This window comes from Paenibacillus pini JCM 16418 (genome assembly GCF_000576305.1).
GTDB lineage: Bacteria > Bacillota > Bacilli > Paenibacillales > Paenibacillaceae > Paenibacillus_AQ > Paenibacillus_AQ pini.
In genome coordinates, this window is the sequence record NZ_BAVZ01000001.1 from 356,134 (window position 1) to 375,618 (window position 19,485).

Annotated in this window: 14 protein-coding genes and 1 pseudogene; 12 read left to right on the top strand and 3 right to left on the bottom strand. The window is 42.4% G+C overall.

Annotation, left to right across the window (positions count from 1 at the left end):
• The 8 genes from JCM16418_RS01585 to JCM16418_RS01620 all read left to right on the top strand — a co-directional run bounded on the left by JCM16418_RS01585 (nt 1) and on the right by JCM16418_RS01620 (nt 12,034).
• Complete coding sequence (locus tag JCM16418_RS01585) at nt 1-1,344, top strand: response regulator transcription factor (RefSeq protein ID WP_036645449.1); 1,344 nt, start codon at nt 1-3, stop codon at nt 1,342-1,344.
• 131 nt (nt 1,345-1,475) lie between these two features.
• A complete protein-coding gene (locus JCM16418_RS01590) occupies nt 1,476-3,194 on the top strand; it encodes an extracellular solute-binding protein (protein WP_036645450.1) in 1,719 nt (572 codons plus the stop codon).
• Nucleotides 3,195-3,279: 85 nt separating this feature from the next.
• Nucleotides 3,280-4,170 carry an ABC transporter permease gene (locus tag JCM16418_RS01595; protein ID WP_036645451.1) on the top strand — a complete coding sequence of 297 codons (891 nt, stop codon included), beginning with the start codon at nt 3,280-3,282 and terminating at the stop codon, nt 4,168-4,170.
• Entirely contained in the window at nt 4,133-5,077 is a 945-nt protein-coding gene (locus JCM16418_RS01600) for a carbohydrate ABC transporter permease (RefSeq protein WP_081765284.1), read from the top strand. The genes JCM16418_RS01595 and JCM16418_RS01600 overlap by 38 nt, the downstream gene beginning before the upstream one ends.
• 30 nt (nt 5,078-5,107) lie before the next feature.
• Nucleotides 5,108-6,385, top strand: a complete 1,278-nt coding sequence (locus tag JCM16418_RS01605) for a Gfo/Idh/MocA family protein (RefSeq protein ID WP_036645454.1) — start codon at nt 5,108-5,110, stop codon at nt 6,383-6,385.
• A complete protein-coding gene (locus JCM16418_RS01610) occupies nt 6,385-8,052 on the top strand; it encodes a DUF4091 domain-containing protein (protein ID WP_036645455.1) in 1,668 nt (555 codons plus the stop codon). The genes JCM16418_RS01605 and JCM16418_RS01610 overlap by 1 nt, the downstream gene beginning before the upstream one ends.
• 41 nt (nt 8,053-8,093) lie before the next feature.
• On the top strand, nt 8,094-9,830 hold the full coding sequence (locus JCM16418_RS01615) for a glycoside hydrolase family 35 protein (protein WP_036645458.1): 1,737 nt from the start codon (nt 8,094-8,096) through the stop codon (nt 9,828-9,830).
• Between the two features lie 284 nt (nt 9,831-10,114).
• Nucleotides 10,115-12,034, top strand: coding sequence for a CotH kinase family protein (locus JCM16418_RS01620; protein WP_036645461.1), 1,920 nt, complete (start codon nt 10,115-10,117; stop codon nt 12,032-12,034).
• Between the two features lie 94 nt (nt 12,035-12,128).
• Here JCM16418_RS01620 and JCM16418_RS01625 read toward each other — a convergent pair whose 3' ends face one another.
• Nucleotides 12,129-12,887 carry an NAD-dependent epimerase/dehydratase family protein gene (locus tag JCM16418_RS01625; protein WP_036645462.1) on the bottom strand — a complete coding sequence of 253 codons (759 nt, stop codon included), beginning with the start codon at nt 12,885-12,887 and terminating at the stop codon, nt 12,129-12,131.
• 175 nt (nt 12,888-13,062) lie between these two features.
• Here JCM16418_RS01625 and JCM16418_RS01630 point away from each other — a divergent pair, with 175 nt between their 5' ends.
• From JCM16418_RS01630 to JCM16418_RS01640, 3 genes and pseudogenes are all read left to right on the top strand, one after another.
• On the top strand, nt 13,063-13,638 hold the full coding sequence (locus JCM16418_RS01630) for a TetR/AcrR family transcriptional regulator (RefSeq protein ID WP_036645467.1): 576 nt from the start codon (nt 13,063-13,065) through the stop codon (nt 13,636-13,638).
• A 123-nt stretch (nt 13,639-13,761) separates the two neighbouring features.
• Nucleotides 13,762-14,802, top strand: coding sequence for an NADH:flavin oxidoreductase (locus JCM16418_RS01635; protein WP_172679195.1), 1,041 nt, complete (start codon nt 13,762-13,764; stop codon nt 14,800-14,802).
• A 135-nt stretch (nt 14,803-14,937) separates the two neighbouring features.
• Nucleotides 14,938-15,854, top strand: a pseudogene (locus JCM16418_RS01640) (DMT family transporter).
• Between the two features lie 88 nt (nt 15,855-15,942).
• Here JCM16418_RS01640 and JCM16418_RS01645 read toward each other — a convergent pair.
• Nucleotides 15,943-17,538: a catalase gene (locus tag JCM16418_RS01645; RefSeq protein WP_036645470.1), complete on the bottom strand. Its 1,596-nt coding sequence runs from the start codon at nt 17,536-17,538 to the stop codon at nt 15,943-15,945.
• Between the two features lie 146 nt (nt 17,539-17,684).
• On the opposite strand from JCM16418_RS01645, the gene JCM16418_RS01650 reads away from it, so the two are divergent.
• A complete protein-coding gene (locus JCM16418_RS01650) occupies nt 17,685-18,032 on the top strand; it encodes a DUF2642 domain-containing protein (protein WP_242403678.1) in 348 nt (115 codons plus the stop codon).
• 84 nt (nt 18,033-18,116) lie between these two features.
• Here the strand turns inward: JCM16418_RS01650 and JCM16418_RS01655 are convergent, their stop codons facing one another.
• Nucleotides 18,117-19,382: an MDR family MFS transporter gene (locus JCM16418_RS01655; protein ID WP_036645472.1), complete on the bottom strand. Its 1,266-nt coding sequence runs from the start codon at nt 19,380-19,382 to the stop codon at nt 18,117-18,119.
• Nucleotides 19,383-19,485: the final 103 nt, after the last annotated feature.

Consider the following 19,485-nt stretch of genomic DNA (forward strand, 5'->3'; position numbering starts at 1 on the left):
ATGTATCGACTGATGATTGTAGACGACGAGCCAGTCATTGTGAATGGTTTGGTTCACTTATTTCAAGAAAACAAGGAATTCGAATTGGATGTTTGTAAAGCGTTTTCGTCTAGTGAAGCACTTGAGATTGCGAAGCGGACTAAACTGGACATTATCGTTAGCGATATTCGTATGCCGAAGAAAAATGGACTGCAGCTCATTAATGAAATCTCCTATTATTGGCCATCCTGCCGCATTATTTTACTGACGGGATATAGTGAATTTGAATATGTCCATGAGGCACTGCGCAAAAATGTAGACAATTATATTCTGAAAACGGAAGGGATAGAACCCGTGTTCCAAGCCGTAAAACAGGCGATCGGTAAACTGGAGGAAGCAAATCGCGATAGAATCCAGCAAGAAAGAATAGAACGACAATTTCAGATTGCAGAATCTTTCTTGAAGCAAGAGTTATTTGAGAGAATGATGAATGGGGAAGAGATATACGCACTAATAACGGAGTCTCGTTATGAGGAGGTTTTTACACGCATCTCCCTTGAGCAGCCTGCCTTCTTATGTATTGGACATGTGAGTGGAGGAGACAAGCAGCAGATGAAGGAATCGCTGCTGTCGGTGCAGCGCATATTTGATAATTATATACCACCCACGATGCGATTTGAGAAGTTAATTCGTGATGACCATACCCTTGTTTGGCTGATTCAACCTGGTGAAGAGCTTCTTAGCAAATTTCAGGAAGGTGAGACTACTTCAGAGAAAACGATTCATGAGTTGGTTGTCTATATGAGAGGCATTCTAGAGCTCATTCAGAATGAAAGTGAAGAACTGCTGAATTTATGTGTATCTTTCGGCATTTCTAGGAACCTAGTGAACCAGTGGAATAGCATCCATACACAGTATAAAATGCTTCGTTCGATGATCCAGAGCAGAGCGCTATTAGGTCAGGACATGGTTATCGTAGATATTGGAAAAACAAGTGATGCTGAAGAAGCGCTTTATGCTGGCGGTAAAATGCATCAGGAAGATATGAAGAGTGTAGTTATCGAACAAATTCATCGGTATATTGATCAACATTTAGCTGGGGATGTGTCACTCACTGCGATTGCAGAGGAGGTTCATTTTAATCCCTCCTATTTATCCCGTTACTACAAACAAGCAACGGCACATAATCTCTTAGAATATATCCAATCCAAGAAGCTTGAGGGTGCCCTTCACCTGATGGAGAATACTTCGCTGAAATTAAATGAGATCGCCATGCGGGTTGGCTTTGATTCACATTCCTATTTTACTACCTTCTTTAAGAAAAAGATGGGGATCTCACCACAAGAGTACCGTAATTCTAAATAAGTAAAGAAAGTAAAAGCAATGTAAAAAACTCAAAATTGTTAGCGCTTTCTCATCCATCTAGAATGAATATAAGAAGAACAAGTTACCAGTTACTTATACAATCACAGTTTAAAAGGGGGAAAGCATTCCATATGAAAAAAATTAGACCATGGAAAATGATCTTGCTTGTATCGCTTACGCTTTCACTATTCACAGCATGTTCGAGTAAAGAACAAGACAATTCAACATCGTCAGCTACGAAAGAGGACTCAAAGAGCAATACTACACCTCCAGATCCACTTGGGAAATACCCAGAGCTCGTGACGGTAACGGAAGTGCTTGGATATAACCCACCAGAGGATCCGAGAACTCCCAAAGGGATTAAACCCGAAGAGAATGCCTACTTCAAAGATTTGAAGGAAATGATGAATATCGAAATAAAATATAAGTGGACGGTACCGTCTAGTCAATTCGAACAAAAATTTGCACTAGCTATGGCATCGAATGATCTGCCGGATATTATGGAGCTGGATCAGAAGAATTTCGAGAAGCTTAAGAAACAAGACATGCTTGCCGATCTCACGGAGGCATATGAACAATACGCTTCGCCTGCACTCAAGAAATATATGCAATCGGACGACGGGTTTGCCATGAAGACCTTTGAATCAGATGGTAAGCAATTAGGTATACCTGCCTTTGAGGATCCATTCTTGTCCGCGCAGCTATTATGGGTTCGACAAGATTGGCTTGAAAATTTGAATTTACAAGCTCCAAAAACAATGGATGAGTTAAATAAGGTAGCTGAGGCATTTGTTAAAAATGATCCAGATCAAAATGGCAAAAATGATACCTATGGTATCGCGATGCAAAAGAACTTATTTTTCTGGGGATTTGATCTAAGAGGTTTCTTTAATGGATTTGGAGCCTATCCTTCCATCGGAGATAATCAGTCCGCTTGGATTAAGAATAGTGAAGGAAAGCTAGTTCCTGGTCTGATTCAACCTGAAGTGAAGACCGCGCTTAGCATGCTGCAAACTTGGTACCAGAACGGAATTATTGATAAGGAGTTCGCTCTTAAGGATGAGAATAAGTCCGTTGAAGATTTAACAGCAGGGAAAGTAGGGATGTCCTACGGAGAATGGTGGTATCCAAACTGGCCACTTAACTTAAATGTGGATAAAGATCCAAAGGCGAAATGGATTGCTATTCAAATTCCAGGCTTAGAAGGTTCAGGTCATTCCCTGGTTCCGAAGATTCGTAGTAATAAAATCTTCGCGGTGAACAAAAAAGCGAAAAATCCTGAAGCCGCTATTAAATTGATGAACTTCTATATTGAAATGGGCAACAAAAAGTACATGGATCAAAATAAAGCGGAAAAGGGATATGTATACAACTGGTTTAATCCACGCATTTACAATCCAGCGCAAATCGAGACCATTTATACCGAAGTAAATAAGGCACTAGATGCTAAGCAGACTGAAATTACGCTCGATGATGAGAACTACAAGAACGTAGCAGATGTCTTCAAGGCGGCGAAGGACTATCTCGCGGGAGATACGAAAAGTGCAAGTAAAGGTGTAAATTGGGGGCAGTATTACAGCCGTGCGGCAAAAGATGGTGGCTGGGGTATGACGCGCAAGCTTAAAGAAAGTAAAGCATATGTTACGAATGAATTCTATGGACTTCCTACTGCATCTCAAGTCGAGAAGGGGACTCAGCTTGATAAATTGATGCAAGAGTCCTTCACCAAAATTATTATGGGTGCACCGATCAGCGAATTCGATAAATTCGTTACGAGCTGGAAGTCGCTTGGCGGAGATCAAATTACGCAAGAAGTAAATGATTGGTACAGCAAGAACGCTACGAAATAATGAGATAGCTTGATAAAGCGGGAGAGATGGATCGATTAGTCGATTTCACCTCCCGTTTTAAAATTAGTAAGAAGGGTGGGTCTCTATGAGAACGCTGAAAAAGGAGTATCTACTCCATCTGATGTTATTACCTGGTGTAATCGTCACATTGATCTACGCCTATGGACCAATGGCTGGTCTGATCATGGCGTTTCAACAATTCGAGCCTTTGTCTGGATTCTTTAAATCTAAGTTTGTCGGTCTGGACAACTTCCGTTATGTATTTAATTTACCGGATTTCAATCAGGTGCTGTGGAACACGTTAATCATCTCGATTTTAAAAATGATATTATTCCTTCTGGTTCCGCTTATTTTAGCTTTGTTACTAAACGAAGTTACGAAAAAATGGTTCTCAAGCTTTATTCAGTCGGCTATTTTCCTTCCGTTCTTCCTATCTTGGACAGTACTTGGAGGCGTTATTATAGAGTTATTTTCCCTAAGTGGTCCAGTTAATGGAATGATTACTGCATTGGGATTAGAACCCATTATGTTTATGCTGGATAATCAATGGTTTAGAGGCATTATTATCGGTACCGATGTGTGGAAAGGTATGGGCTATAACATGATCGTGATGTTGGCCGCTATTGTCGGGATTAACTCGACACTCTATGAAGCCGCAGAGGTTGACGGAGCAGGTAGATGGAAGCAGATGATTCACATTACGCTACCGGGTATGGCTCCGATTCTGATCCTGCTAGGCGTATTAAGCTTAGGTGGTATCCTGAATGCAGGCTTTGAGCAAATCCTAATTATGTATAACCCAACTGTATATGAAGGTGCAGATATTATTGATACGTTCGTCTATCGATTAGGGATGTTTAGTCAGCAGTTTGGGCCAGCAGCCGCGGTGGGGCTCTTTAAATCGGTAATCTCTTTAGTATTGGTATCCGTAACTTACTATGCTGCTTATAAATACAACAATTACCGAATATTCTAGGGATGGAGGTCGTAATGTGGTACAAAAACAATCGATTAGTAGAAAACTATTTGTCGTGTTCAATACAGTGTTATTAGCTGTAATCACAATACTCGGTATTATTCCGTTTATTCATTTATTATCGATCTCCCTGAGTTCGAATTCTGCTGCAATGGCAGGAGAAGTAAAGCTCTGGCCCGTAGGTTTTTCATGGGATGCCTATGTATATTTAGGAGAGAAGGTAGAGTTCTTCCGTTCCCTGTGGGTGTCTGTACAACGGGTAGTGCTGGGAACGATCATCAATTTGTTCCTCGTATTTATTACGGCTTTCCCGCTTTCAAAATCAAATGATCAGTTTAAATATCGCACTCCCTATGTATGGTTCTTTGCTATTACGATGTTCTTTGGGGGTGGCTTAATCCCTACTTATATTATGGTCAAGAACACAGGATTAATTGATTCCATGTGGGCCTTAATTCTTCCGGGTGCACTGAATGTATGGAATATGGTATTGATGCTTAATTTCTTCAGAAGCATTCCAAGAGAGTTGGATGAAGCAGCTACGATTGACGGCGCGGGACACTGGCGTATCCTGTGGAAAATATATTTGCCTGTATCACTGCCATCGATCGCAACCATTGGTCTCTTTACCATTGTAGGTCACTGGAATGCTTGGTTTGACGGTATTCTGTATTTGAATTCACCGGATAAATATCCGCTTCAGACTTATCTATCCACATTAATTATGTCTATGAATGCTCAGATGTCTTCGATATCGCTTGAGCAGCTGAAAGCGATGGAGAATTTGAGCGAGAAGACACTGAAGACGGCGCAGATCTTTATGGGCGCTTTACCGATTATGGTCGTCTATCCGTTCTTACAAAAGTATTTTGTTAAGGGAATGACCGTCGGCAGTGTTAAAGAATAATGCATCTTAAGAAGGGACGATGGATGATCTATGAAAAAGATTACGGTAGCGTTAATTGGCGCGGGACTACGGGGAATTAACTATTTAGAGTACGCTCTACAGCATCCACATGAGCTTGAAGTGGTAGCCGTTGCTGAGCCGGTACAAGAGCGCCGCGACAATTTTAAAGCAAAGCATTCCCTCGCGGATGAGGTATGTTATGAGAGTTGGGATGATCTGCTTAATCAACCTAGACTAGCAGATGCTGTCCTCATTTGTACGCAAGATACACAGCACTTCGAGCCAACGATGAGAGCGCTTGAGGCTGGATATCATGTGCTGCTGGAAAAGCCGATGTCTCCTAATCCAGAGGAATGTATCCTGATGGAGGAAATGGCGACTAAGGTGAACCGTGTCTTCTCCATCTGTCATGTACTGCGTTATACCCAATTTTTTTCAACAATAAAAGAACTTCTCCAGCAGGGAACCATTGGTCAACTCATGTCCATACAGCACAATGAGAATGTAGGCTACTGGCATCAAGCTCATAGCTTTGTTCGAGGAAATTGGCGCCGGAAAGATGAATCGAGCCCGATGATATTAGCGAAGTCATGTCATGACCTTGATATCCTGCTATGGCTAGCCGATGCGGAATGCGTTCGTGTATCTTCTTTTGGATCACTGACTCATTTTACGGCGCAGCAAGCACCAGAAGGAGCACCTCTTCGTTGTTTAGATGGCTGTCCAGTCGCGGATGATTGCTTATATTATGCACCCAAGCACTATTTAACGGATGATACGAATTGGCCGACATCAGCGATTAGTGATGATATGAGCTATGATGCGCGATATCAAGCACTGCTGAATGGACCTTATGGCAGATGCGTCTATCATTGTGATAATGATGTGGTTGACCATCAGGTTGTGAATTTGGAATTTGCTAATGCAGTAACGGCTGCATTTACAATGAGTGCTTTTACTAGAGATGTCAGTCGGACGATGAAGCTGATGGGCACTAAAGGCGAAATTCGCGGCGCAATGGAGAAGAATGAAATTGAAATTCTTCATTTTGGTAGTGGAAAGGTTGAGAGAATTCGCTTTGAGGATATGGGAGGTCACGTGGGCCATGGCGGTGGTGATATGGGACTATTCAAGGATTTCTTAAGGCTGGTTCGTGATGACGGCAAGAGCCAAGGTCTCACCTCGGCTGCTCATTCGGTACAAAGTCACCTAATGGCGTTTGCAGCGGAACAATCTAGAATAGACGGTAATACGATCGTGCTACAAGATTATGCTCAATCTTTTCGCCGTAGTGAAGAGGTGAAATAATGCTGGAGCCTCAACCACAGCTACAGACCTTATTATTAAGCTCATTAACGAAGGTCTTTGCGGATGAAAAGCCAATAGCACAGTCGTATACTCGTGCAAGTGCACTTTACGGGGAAACCTTCTCATTTCAAATTGCATTTACATCAGATGTACTTTTTAAGAATATAAGCATTGAAGTGAAGTCGACACTTGTTCATCATATAGGGATTAGATCTGTCGGGCTCGTCCCCTCAGAACTGCCATGCGCTTCAAATCATGATGGGGATGTGCTTCGCACAGCCCCAGGCTTATATCCAGATCCCTTATACGAGCTGGACCAACAGCCTATATCATCTATTCCTAATCAATGGCGATCGATTTGGATTCATATTGTCGTAGAGGATTGTGCTACCCCTGGTATTCATCCAATTCAGATCGTTTTTCGATCAGATGAAGGCACTGAAATAGGTATCTCTGATGTGTTTGAGCTGAATATCATTCCGGTTTCTCTACCACCACAGAAGCTCATTCATACGGAATGGTTCCATACCGATTGCATTGCAACACAGTATGGTGTGGAGGTCTTTAGTGAGGAGCACTGGTCGCTGATCGAAAAGTTTGCGGATACGATGGTTAAGCATGGCATGAATATGATTCTTACTCCATTATTCACCCCCCCTTTAGATACAGCTATAGGTGGGGAACGACCAACCGTTCAGCTTATTCAGGTTAAGGTGGAGGAAGATGGAAGCTATACATTTGGTTTTGATCGTCTGACGCGCTGGGTTGCGATGGCGAAGAAGCTGGGATTTAAATACTTCGAGTTTTCTCATTTATTCACGCAGTGGGGAGCGAAGCATGCGCCTAAAATTATGGCAGTGATTCAAGGTCAGGAGCAGCAGTTATTCGGTTGGGACACCGATGCATCTGGTGAAGCCTATCAAGGATTTCTAGATCAATTTCTGCCTCAGTTGAGCATCTATTTGAAAGAGCAGGGATTGGATCAGCAAAGCTGGTTCCATATTTCAGATGAGCCTGAACGAGAACACTTGGAATCATATAAATATGCAAGCAAGATGATTCATAAGCATTTATCTGAATATCCAATTATGGACGCATTGTCCGATTTGGAATTGTATCAACAAGGATTGGTAAAGCGGCCTATTCCACCAAATAACTGCATAGAACCATTTTTGCAGCAGGAAGTTCCAGATTTATGGACGTATTATTGCGTCGCACAGAATCAGAAGGTGTCCAATCGATTCTTCAATATGCCTTCTGCTCGAAACCGAGTAATAGGATTTCAATTGTATAAATTCGGTTTGCAAGGCTTTCTGCATTGGGGATATAACTTCTGGTATTCACAATATTCGATTCATCAGCAGCTTGATCCATTTCGGACGACGGATGCGATGCATGCGTTCCCATCAGGTGATGCCTACTTAGTATACCCTGGTAAGGACGGTCCGATTGAGTCTATTCGATTAGAAGTTCTTTATGAGGGGCTGCAAGATTTACGTGCTCTACAATTACTTGAGCAAAAGATTGGGAAAGCGCAAACGCTGGCGATTTTAGAAGAGGGCTTAATAGAACCGCTAACATTCTCTGAGTATCCGAGAGGAGACGGGGATTGGCTGTTAGCTACAAGAGAGCGAATTAATGAAGCGTTGATCCATCATTATACTTAAATACTTATTCATCTACAGCATAGATGAAACGGAGGGAATGTATGAATACATTTCAATATTCAGGAGCAGATTTTTATTACAATGATCAACCTATGCAGATACTTTCAGGTGCCATTCACTATTTCCGAACGGTACCTGAGCATTGGCAAGACCGTCTAATGAAATTAAAGTACTGTGGATTGAATACGGTTGAAACGTATATCCCATGGAATTTCCATGAGCCCAAGAAGGGGCAATTTAATTTCGAAGGTATGGCAGATCTCGTTCGATTTATCGAGCTCGCTGGTGAACTTAAACTGCACGTCATTGTTCGTCCTTCACCTTATATATGTGCAGAATGGGAATTTGGAGGCTTGCCAGCTTGGCTGCTAGAAGATTCAGATATGCGTCTTCGCTGCTACCACAAGCCGTTCCTTGATCATGTTGATGATTATTACGATGAATTACTACCACGACTAAAGCCCTTGCTATGCACGAATGGGGGACCGATTATTGCCCTGCAGATTGAGAATGAGTATGGAAGCTATGGCAATGACAAGCCGTACTTAAATCATTTGAAGCATGCCATGATTAGTCGTGGGATGGATGTTCTACTGTTCACTTCAGATGGCCCCGAAGATGCGATGCTGCAAGGTGGAATGGTTGATGGTGTACTGGCCACGGTAAACTTTGGATCACGGCCAAAGGAAGCTTTTGATAAGCTAAGAGAATATCAGCCAGATGCACCAATCATGTGTATGGAGTTCTGGAATGGTTGGTTTGACCATTGGCATGAGGAGCATCATACCCGATCTGCTAAGGATGTCGCAGAGGTATTAGATGAAATGCTGGCGATGAATGCATCCGTTAATTTCTATATGTTCCATGGAGGAACGAATTTTGGCTTTTACAATGGGGCTAATGGTCATACGGAGGATAGCTATGAACCTACGGTCACAAGTTATGACTATGATGGGCTGCTTAATGAATATGGAGAACCTACGGAGAAATATTTTGCCGTTCGAGAAGTGATCTCCAAATATATCGAACTGGAAGACTGTGAATTGCCAGCTCCGATGCTTAAGAAGGCTTATGGAAGAATAGACATGGTGGAACAGGCTTCATTAACCGATAATCTTGATCGAATATCAACACCTGTTCACTGCGCGTACCCAGAAACGATGGAGAAACTGGGGCAGGATTATGGCTTCATTCATTATCGTACGTTTATTTCAGGTCCGAGACCGAAGGACGAATTCTTCATTCAAGACTTGCATGACCGTGCCCTAGTCTACCTGAATGGTCAGCTTGCCGGGGTTATGGATCGTAGTGATGCGAGTACACGGTTAGAGTTTGAGGTACCAACGGGTGGTATGCAGGTCGATATCTTGGTCGAGAATTTAGGACGAGTTAACTATGGTCCTTACATGAGTGATCGTAAGGGAATCACCGAAGGTGTGCGTTATGGACGTCAGTTTTTATCGGGCTGGACGATGCATACGCTACCTTTAACCAACTTATCAGGTCTTAGCTTTGATACGATTTCTAATCAACAGACAGAACCAAGCTTTTATCGAGGTAAATGGATGGTCGAAGAGCTTGGGGATACGATACTCCATTTACCTGGCTGGACAAAAGGTGTCGTGTTTATTAATGGTTTTAATGTAGGACGTTACTGGAATGTGGGTCCTCAAGAGACAATGTATGTGCCTGGGCCTTTATTGAAACAAGGTGAAAATGAGATTATTATCTTTGAATTAGAAGGAACAACTGATCGGGCTGTAACCTTCTTGGATTGAAACTAAAAGGTTACGTGCAGCAAGCGACTACGTCTTTATCATATTTTCTTTGAATGGTAAGTTATCCTAAAGGCTATCCCCTAGATCTCAAAAGATCTTGAGGATAGCCTTTTTTTGCATCCCTTCAATATTTAGATTTGTAAACACAATGAAAAATCCATGTAAATTTATTGTTAAGCTTCATTTAAGGTTTGTGGTATAAGTTAGAAATTCTAGATTGCCTAGAAAAAATTTTTAACTACATAACTCTATCAATCTAACTTCACTATAGGAGGTACGCACATATGAATTGGAAGCTATCGTTTCGAAAAATCAAGAAAGTGGCTTTGTCACTTACACTAGTCGTTTCCGTTACTGGGATTGCAGGTATCGGGACAAACGCTTACGCGGCGGAGGCAGGGGTTGCACAGCCTTATGAATCCTTGTTCAAGGGAGACCGAATTATTGATGTAAAGGTGACCATTGCGGAAGAGGATATGGCTAGCATATTGAAAAGCCCACTCGAGAAGGAATATAAGAAGGCAACCGTCGAGGTGGATGGGAATAAGCTGGACAATGTAGGCTTTTCAACCAAAGGAAATCTAACACTTAAGAGTGTTGCAGGTATGACGGATTCTGATCGATATAGTTATCGATTGAAATTCAATAAATATGATAAGTCACAAACGTTACTAGGACTAGACAAAATGGTGTTAAACAACAACTACTCCGATCCATCTTATATGCGAGAGTATTTACATTATGAAGCTCTGAGAGCTATTGGAGCGGATGCTCCCTTGACTGTTTTCGTAAATTTGTACATCAATGGCAAACTGTCTGGATTCTATACGGGTGTTGAATCTGTAGATGATAGCTACCTTGAACGCAATTTTGGAGATGAGTCCAAAGATGGTGTGCTGTATGATACAGAAGAGAAAAGTTACCTGAAGGTTGAAGAAAGTGGCGAATACAAGACCATTACCAAAGATGCGGGAACAGATAAGGATAAAGTGGCATTAGGCAAATTCATTAAAGCCTTGAACGAGATGCCTTCGGGCGAGAAAGGTAATATTGAGAGTGTACTCGATGTCAATTCTGCTCTCCAATATATCGCTGCCAACGCAGTACTCGGGAATTATGATAGCTATAACGGAGACAAAGGTCACAACTTTAAGTTGTACGGAGACAAGAGTGGTAGATTCAGCGTAGTCCCTTGGGATATGAACATGTCCTTTAATGGATATAGTGGAGGGGGAAGAGGCACATCCAATTCGACAACGGAAAAAGTAAATACAAATGCTACAACGGCTTCTGTAGACGTGCCCGTGCTAGGGATTAGTATGGAAAGCGTTCCAATGATCAACAACCTGTTGAAAGTTCCTGAATACAAAACGAAGTATATGGCATACGTTAATCAACTTGTTACTTACTTAAAAGGTATCGATACACGGATTGATGGTCTTGCTAATCTCATTCGTCCGTATGTGAAAGCAGATCCAACAAAGTTCTATACGCTGGAGCAATTTGAATCCAATGTCGCGTATTCATCTAAAGAAGAAGATAAAGGACAAGGTGGATTTGGTGGGAATATGACTCCACCGAATGGAATGACTCCACCCAATGCTCCGGATGGAAATATGGCTCCACCAACGAATAATGGGGAAATGCCAACTCCACCTACTCAGGCTGGTGATCAAGCTCAAGGACCTGGCAAAGGATTTGGTCAAGGCGGACAAGGCATGGGAATGATGGCTGCGGGCTCGTTAAAGACATTTGCACTCAATAGACTTGTTAATCTAGAGGAGCAGCTAGGATTAGAGAAGACAACGTTACCTGTAGATCAAACGGTAAATCAGCCTGTAAATTCAACAGGTGGCATCCAAGTACTTCTTAAAGGCAAGGCTGTAGCATTTACAGATCAGCAACCGATAAACAAAAATGGCTCCGTACTTGTACCTGCTTCGAGTATTATGAGTGCGTTGGGTGCCAATGTAGCTTGGGACAAGAAAACTCAAACCGTCACCGCAACAAGTGGTGCTAACGTAGTTAAGCTCAAAATAGGCAGCAACGTTGCTACAGTAAACGGCAAAACAATGAAACTTCAAGCACCGGTTTCGATCGTAAATAACCGTACGATGGTTCCGGTACGACTGCTTGCGGAAGCATTTAATATGAAGGTTAGTTGGGATAAAACGACTACGACTGTGACGATTGTTAATCTGTAAAAAGAATATAAATTAAGGGACTGCTCCTCGGGGTTATATAACCTGTAAGAGCAGTCCCTTTTGTTCATAGGTTGGAACATTCAATTTGTATATTTTATGATCTCGGTTCATCGTGTAAATGAATATGACTTAGCGCAAAGGCACCCGATTTCGGATCATAGCCTACCCTTTCTTTGGATTCTTCTAAGTTTAAGCGTTTGAATCGGTTATTGGATATAGCATGGAGAATTGTAAGAGGAGGCAGGTCTTCCGTAGTGATTGCTTTTGAGATGAGATCACATAAATCCGAAGGACTGATATAAGCACTCATGTCACGTGCAGTCATCTGGTCTCCGCCTGGAATGAAATCATCATACGCCCCTATTCTTAATGCAATAGTTTGTAATCCTTCGCTATAAGCAAAATAAGAGGCGACGGATTCACCAAAACATTTACTCACCCCATAAAGATTCCTCGGCCGCGTAGGCATATTCGAATAAATTTGTGCATCAATTGGATAACCCTCGATCGTTTGAGCACTGCTAGCAAATATCACTCTTTGAACACCTTGATCCTTAGCTGCACGGAAGATATTATAAGTTCCTTTAATATTATTTTCTAGCAAGGATTCATAGAATCCCGCATCGGGTGAAGGATCTCCCGCAAGGTGAATAACGAGATCCATATGTTCACATGCCTTCTGACAGGCTTCTAAATCAGCAACATTAAGCATGAATAGCTCATGCTTTGTATTTGCATACGCGCTTAATCGAGATAGGTTAAGATCAGCTAAACGTAAAGAATATGGATGACTTAAATGATCTGTTACGGTTCGTCCTATTTTGCCGGAAGCGCCTGTAATTAGAATGTTCATGGGATCAGCTCCTTTTGGAGAAAAGTATAGCATACCCAAATTGTTTTTTTGATATGATCATATGGTCCAATGGATTGACTTCGTCCTTTTTTGGTACCGATGGTTGTATTTGTCGTGGTGAGGTTTACTGAAATCATTTGTTGACTGTGCGGTCAATAATCGGTATGATAATCCCATGAGCAGACCAAGAGAATTTGATGTCGATCTTGCATTGCACCAGTCTATGGAAGTGTTCTGGACCAAAGGATTCAAGTCAACCTCCTATGAGGATCTAACTCGAATGACGGGGGTTAAAAAGCAAAGTTTGTATTGTATATTTAACGACAAACGAGCCTTGTTCCTGAAGGCGTTAGCACACTATCGTGAACAGAGTATTGCGATACTGGAAGAGCTGGAAGCGCAGAAAATATCTCCACTGAAAAAGCTGGAGTCTTTACGCAGCTCTCTTCTAGACGATGAAGCGAAGTGCAGAGGATGCCTGATGGTAAATTCCGCACTGGAGTTCGGAACGGATGACGAGCAGGTCACCCGCGAAATAGAGCTGATGTTTGCCGAAGCCGAACATATACTAGAGAAGATCATTAACAGCGGTCAGAATCAGAAGTTGATTACGACCCTTTATTCCAGCAAAGAGCTTGCTGCTTATCTGAACAACGCAATTCTCGGCGCGAGGATACTAGAAAAATCGGGTGCATCCCGGGAAAAGATCGAGGCTGTCTTGCATATGTCTTTTGCGATGATTTCACCTTGATTTTTTTTGAATATTTCTTGACTTTGCAGTCAAGAAATATTGTAGTCAAGAACAAAGCGGCAGGCAGGCGAGCCTGTGAAATCTAAGTATTCTTGTAAAAACTAATTATTGGAGGCTATTATATTGAATTATTCTCAATCAGTAGAACCACTGTTTAAATCTTTTGAATTAGGCAATTTGAAATTATCTAATCGGATCGTAATGGCACCGATGACTCGTCAATTTTCTAAAGACGGCGTGCCAGGTGCAGATGTAGCTTCCTATTACCGCCGCAGAGCAGAGAACGGTGTGGGACTTATTGTGACAGAAGGAACGGTGATCAAACACCCGGATGCATCCAATCAGGATAACGTTCCACACTTTTATGGGGAAGCTGCATTAAACGGGTGGGCAAACGTGTTGTCTGAGGTGCATGAGGCAGGCGGACGGATTATACCACAGCTTTGGCATATGGGAGCACGAGGCCATGTAGGCGATTATTCGGAAGCTGAAATTGCCGACATTATTCAAGCCTTCGCACAGGCAGCTTCGGAGGCCAAACGCCTTGGATTTGATGGCATCGAGTTACACGGTGCGCATGGTTACTTAATCGATCAATTCTTCTGGGAGAAAACCAACCCTCGCACGGATCGTTATGGTGGTAACATGCTTGCGCGTACACGCTTTGCAGTGGAGGTCATTGAAGCCTGCCGCCAGGCAGTTGGACCTGATTTCCCGATTGTGCTACGCCTATCGCAATGGAAGAGCAGTGACTATACAGCGAAATTGGCTGAAACACCAGCACAGCTAGAGCAATTCCTTGCACCACTTGTCGATGCAGGCGTGGATATTTTCCATTGTTCCACTCGACGTTTCTGGGAACCTGAATTCGAGAGCTCTGACCTGAATTTTGCGGGATGGACCAAAAAGCTGACGGGCAAACCTACGATTACGGTTGGATCTGTTGGTCTTGATGGTGATTTTATGAGTCTTTTCACCGAAGGAAAGGGAGCTAATAACGTCGGGTTTGATGGATTGATCCAAAAACTCGAACGTGAAGAATTTGACTTGGTCGCCATAGGCCGTGCATTATTGGTTGATCCGGCTTGGGTGACCAAAATCCGCGACGGTCGGACTGACGAATTGATTCCTTTTACGTCGGAGGCAGTAAAAATACTCAATTAAGTTATGATTAACCTTAGATAAATATTGTCGGATTACAAGAACTCACAAGTATATGAAGTCGTCAAATTGACGGCTTTTTTGCTTTAAAGATGAGGATACTGTTTTCGTACATTTATTTGTATTATTTCACTGACAATGACTTTAGGAGTGACCACGATGCGTCCGCAGAAGAAGACGATGTTTTTGCTAATATTTTTAATTCTCGTATGGGGCATCAACTGGCCTTTATCGAAGTTTGCTTTGGCTTATACTCCACCTATTATTTTTGCAGGCCTAAGGGCGATCATTGGTGGAATCCTGCTTATTATTGTTGCGCTACCCAAGCTCAATAAGCTTCAGTTCCGTCGGAATTGGCCCATTTATCTTATATCGGCCATGCTAAGCATCGTTATTTATTATGGTGTACAGACGATTGGTTTGGGATATACACCTGCGGGACTTTTCTCGGCAATTGTATTTCTGCAGCCTGTATTATTGGGCCTCTTCTCCTGGTTATGGTTGGGAGAGAGTATGACGAAGATGAAGCTGTTTGGCTTGATCATAGGCTTTGCTGGAGTGGCAACTATGAGTGTAGGAGGACTTACGGGAGACATATCCACGATAGGAATTATACTGGCATTGATTACGGCCTTATCTTGGGCGATCGGAACCGTATACGTTAAGAAAATCGGTTATAAGGTTGATTCATTGTGGCTGACAGCGATGCAGGTTACAATCGGCGGTATTATTTTACTGGTTGTTGGTACAGGGATGGAGGATTGGAGTGCAGTAATCTGGAACATACCGTTTATTCTGGATACGTTGTTTATTTCTATCTTTGTTATTGCATGCGGTTGGTATGTTTATTTCAAATTAATTCATGAGGGAGAGGCGAGCAAGGTAGGTCCTATACGTTCCTTATACCTATCGTTTCGATTTTCACAAGTGTCGTGTTTCTGCATGAAGAAGTGACGATCAATTTGTTGATCGGACTGATTCTGGTTCTGGCTAGCATTTTACTCGTAAATGTGCGTTTTGTTCGAAAAAGGCCAAGTCAGAGAAAAGAACATTAATGCATGGTATTACATTACAAAAGGAACCGCGCCTAAAAACGCAGTTCCTTTTGTTTGTCTAAGTATATTTCAAACCAAGTCTCCAGCCTCAATACGGCTCAGCTTCATGGCCCTCCTGAACAGCTTTAGCCGCTGCTTGATCACCATCTTTGTTGCCAAGCGTTTTCTGAGATGATTCACCTTTAGGAGCATTCGCTAGTCCCTCTCTTAAACGGCGGCCATATTCCTCGTCTGCTTCTTCAGCTAGAGCGATCATTTTATCCTGAATTCGTTGATCTGATGGTGCAAGGTCAGCAACAAGGTTTGAAATTAACTCTGCTCTTTCCCATTCTTCAAAGTTCCTGTAGGTTTCGCCCGCTTGCTGCGTATTGTTCTCACGACGGATGGATTCACGTACTAAATTGCCTTCAATGAAAGGGGTATATTCCTTACCATATTGCTTAGCTTCTGTCAGACCGCCCAAGACGGAAGGCTCGTAATTAATATGAGGGTTCTGATCAGGCGCGCGGTCTACTTTATATTGCATTTGTCCGCCGCTCTGATTCGTGGCAACACGTTTTTTTGGTGCATTGATAGGGAGCTGTAAATAGTTTGCGCCTACCCGGTGTCGCTGCGTATCGGAATAGGAGAACGTGCGCCCTTGAAGCATTTTGTCATCGGAGAAATCGAGACCATCGACCAGTACCCCTGTACCAAATGCGACCTGCTCTACTTCGGTAAAATAATCCTCCGGATTGCGGTTCAACACCATTTTACCAACCGCTTTCCATGGGAATTTATCATTGGGCCACAATTTCGTATCATCAAGTGGGTCAAAATCCAGTTCAGGATGATCATCATCACTCATTATTTGGACAAGTAATTCCCATTCGGGGTAATCTCCACGCTCAATCGCTTGATATAAATCCTGAGTGGCATGATTGAAATTAGTGGCTTGAATTTCATTCGCTTCTGCTTGTGTTAAATTTTTGATGCCCTGTTTGGGCTCCCAGTGATATTTAATAAGAACAGCTTCTCCATCGCTATTCACCCATTTATATGTATTTACGCCAGAGCCTTGCATCATGCGATGGTTGGCTGGAATTCCCCAGGGGGAATAAACAAACGTAACCATATGGAATGATTCGGGTGAATTGGAGCAGAAATCGAAGAATCGTTCACCATCCTGAATATTTGTTATCGGATCAGGCTTGAAAGCGTGGATCATATCAGGGAACTTAATGGCATCGCGGATAAAGAAAATTTTTAAATTGTTACCTACTAAATCCCAATTGCCGTCTTCTGTATAAAATTTCACAGCAAAACCCCGCGGATCACGAAGCGTTTCAGGCGAATGGTTACCATGTATAACGGTTGAGAAACGTACAAATACGGGCGTTTGTTTACCCTTTTCTTGAAACAATTTAGCGCGTGTATATTTCGAGATAGGTTCTTCTCCAACCGCACCATAGGCCTCAAAATAACCATGTGCACCCGCACCACGGGCATGGACCACACGCTCAGGAACACGTTCACGATCGAAATGACTGATTTTCTCGATAAAATCATAATTCTCTAGCGTAACAGGGCCGCGGTTTCCTACGGTTCTGACATTTTGATTATTCGTGACAGGGTGGCCTTGTCTGTTGGTTAAGGTGTCATTATTCTCTTCATTGGTGTCGTGATTTGTTGGATCTTGTGTCACCTCTAAGACCTCCTAGGAAATGGTATACAAACGATTACTTATTTATAATTTGTCGTATTTTATATAAAATATTCCTTTTTCAAACATCATTCATAAGCTCAGTGCATAAGTATTATGGATTCTGTTGAACGAAGGAGTGATATGTAGTGAGTCTTAAGGGTTCAAAAGGTGAGGAACATATGCATATGGGACAAAATCCAATTGATCAGCCGGGCTGTATTAATCAAATGCCAGCAGTGCATTCTCAGATATATCCGATTGCGGGAATTCCGCAGCCTACTGAATATGTAACCCATTTAGACCCGGTATTCGTACAACATTTGAGTAGGCATCAAGGCCAAAGAATAGGTATCATGACTTCTGTAGGTAGAGTTGAAGGGATCAATGCAGGTGTGGCGGTAGATCATATTCAAATCAACTTAGAGGATCGATCTTTGCATATTCGAATTTCGGAGATTGTGTATTTTGAAGGTCCATTAGCATCGTATCGGTAAAATAAAATGGAGATTGTTCTTCGTTGTACAAATGATAAAGGCCACGGGGCGTTCCCGGCGGCCTTTTGTTGATGCACCTATCAATCAACTATTAATTTGCTTTTCTTTATTATTATAGCTATCGGGTAAGATTCTAAATAGCTTGATGTAGATTGCGGAGCTGATTAGAGTGACGAGTAGGATGAAGCCAAATACTTCAAGCGATGAGAGCCAGGAGGAGAGAAAAATCGTTAATGGGGCGAAGAATCGTCCGATGGAGAATTGTAGATTTGATGCCCCCATATACTGTCCTCTCGCATGGCTAGGAGCATAGTTACTGACAAAACTTTGTGTTACGGGAGCACGTGAAAGCTCGCCAATCGAAAATACAATCGTAAATGCAAATAGAAGCCAAATATTCGTGGTAAGTCCAATCATAAACATCCCTATTCCGAACAATAAAGAAGAGGTAATAAGAATGTTACGCTCGCTCCATTTTTCAAAACATTTCGTCACGGGCAGGACGCAAACAACGAATAAAAGACCATTCAGCCCCAGCATCCATCCGAAAATTTGTGGACTTGTCAGAGCGAATGACGCGTTACGGAATGCGATTAAGGTTTGCCCTGGTACATATTCTTTCACATACATGGCAAGGTACATATCCAATTGCATAAATGCTATGGAAACTAGAATTCCTGCAACAATATAAAGTGCAAAGATTGTATCTCTGAAGATAACACCATAGCTATTCCATTGTTCTTTTATCAAACCTGCCAAGTTGTAGTTTATCTTAGCGACTTTAGCAGTAGCTGGCAGCGTCTCGCGAATCATAAACAAGATTGCCATAGAATATAGCAGTGTAACGGAGGTACAAGTCCATAGAAGCTCACTTCGATAATGATAGAAAAAGATAGAGCCCAGCGCTGGACCGAAGACAGCTCCGATATTACTTCCTGTAACAAAGGTTGCGAACACCATCCGGCGGTCCTTTTCCGACGTAACATCTGCTACCATCGCTGAGCTTGCTGGAGAATATAAAGATCCTCCAAGACCTAGTCCAATATATGCGATATAATCGAGCCAGTGAGAAGAAGATAGAGCGAATATAGCAAACATGGTCGCCTGCATGAATGCTCCGAGCAGCATGGCGGGCCTTCGTCCTATACGGTCTGAGAGATAACCACCGAATAGACTTCCCACAATTCCTACTAGTGGCGGCACAGCCATTAGCATGCTGGCAATGGGTTTCCCAAACGCATCACTAAAGAATAATGTGATAAAGGGGAAATACATCCAATATAGCATGTTGAATAATGTATCTCCGATGAGTCTAATTTTCAGATTACGATCCCATGCGAACCAGCGCATTGCTTGTGATCCTCCTGTTCTCAATTTTAGCATTGCGAATGTGTAAATAAGCTTATTAGGAAAAAATGGAAGGGTTTCTAATATAGCAGAATAGGCCAATATT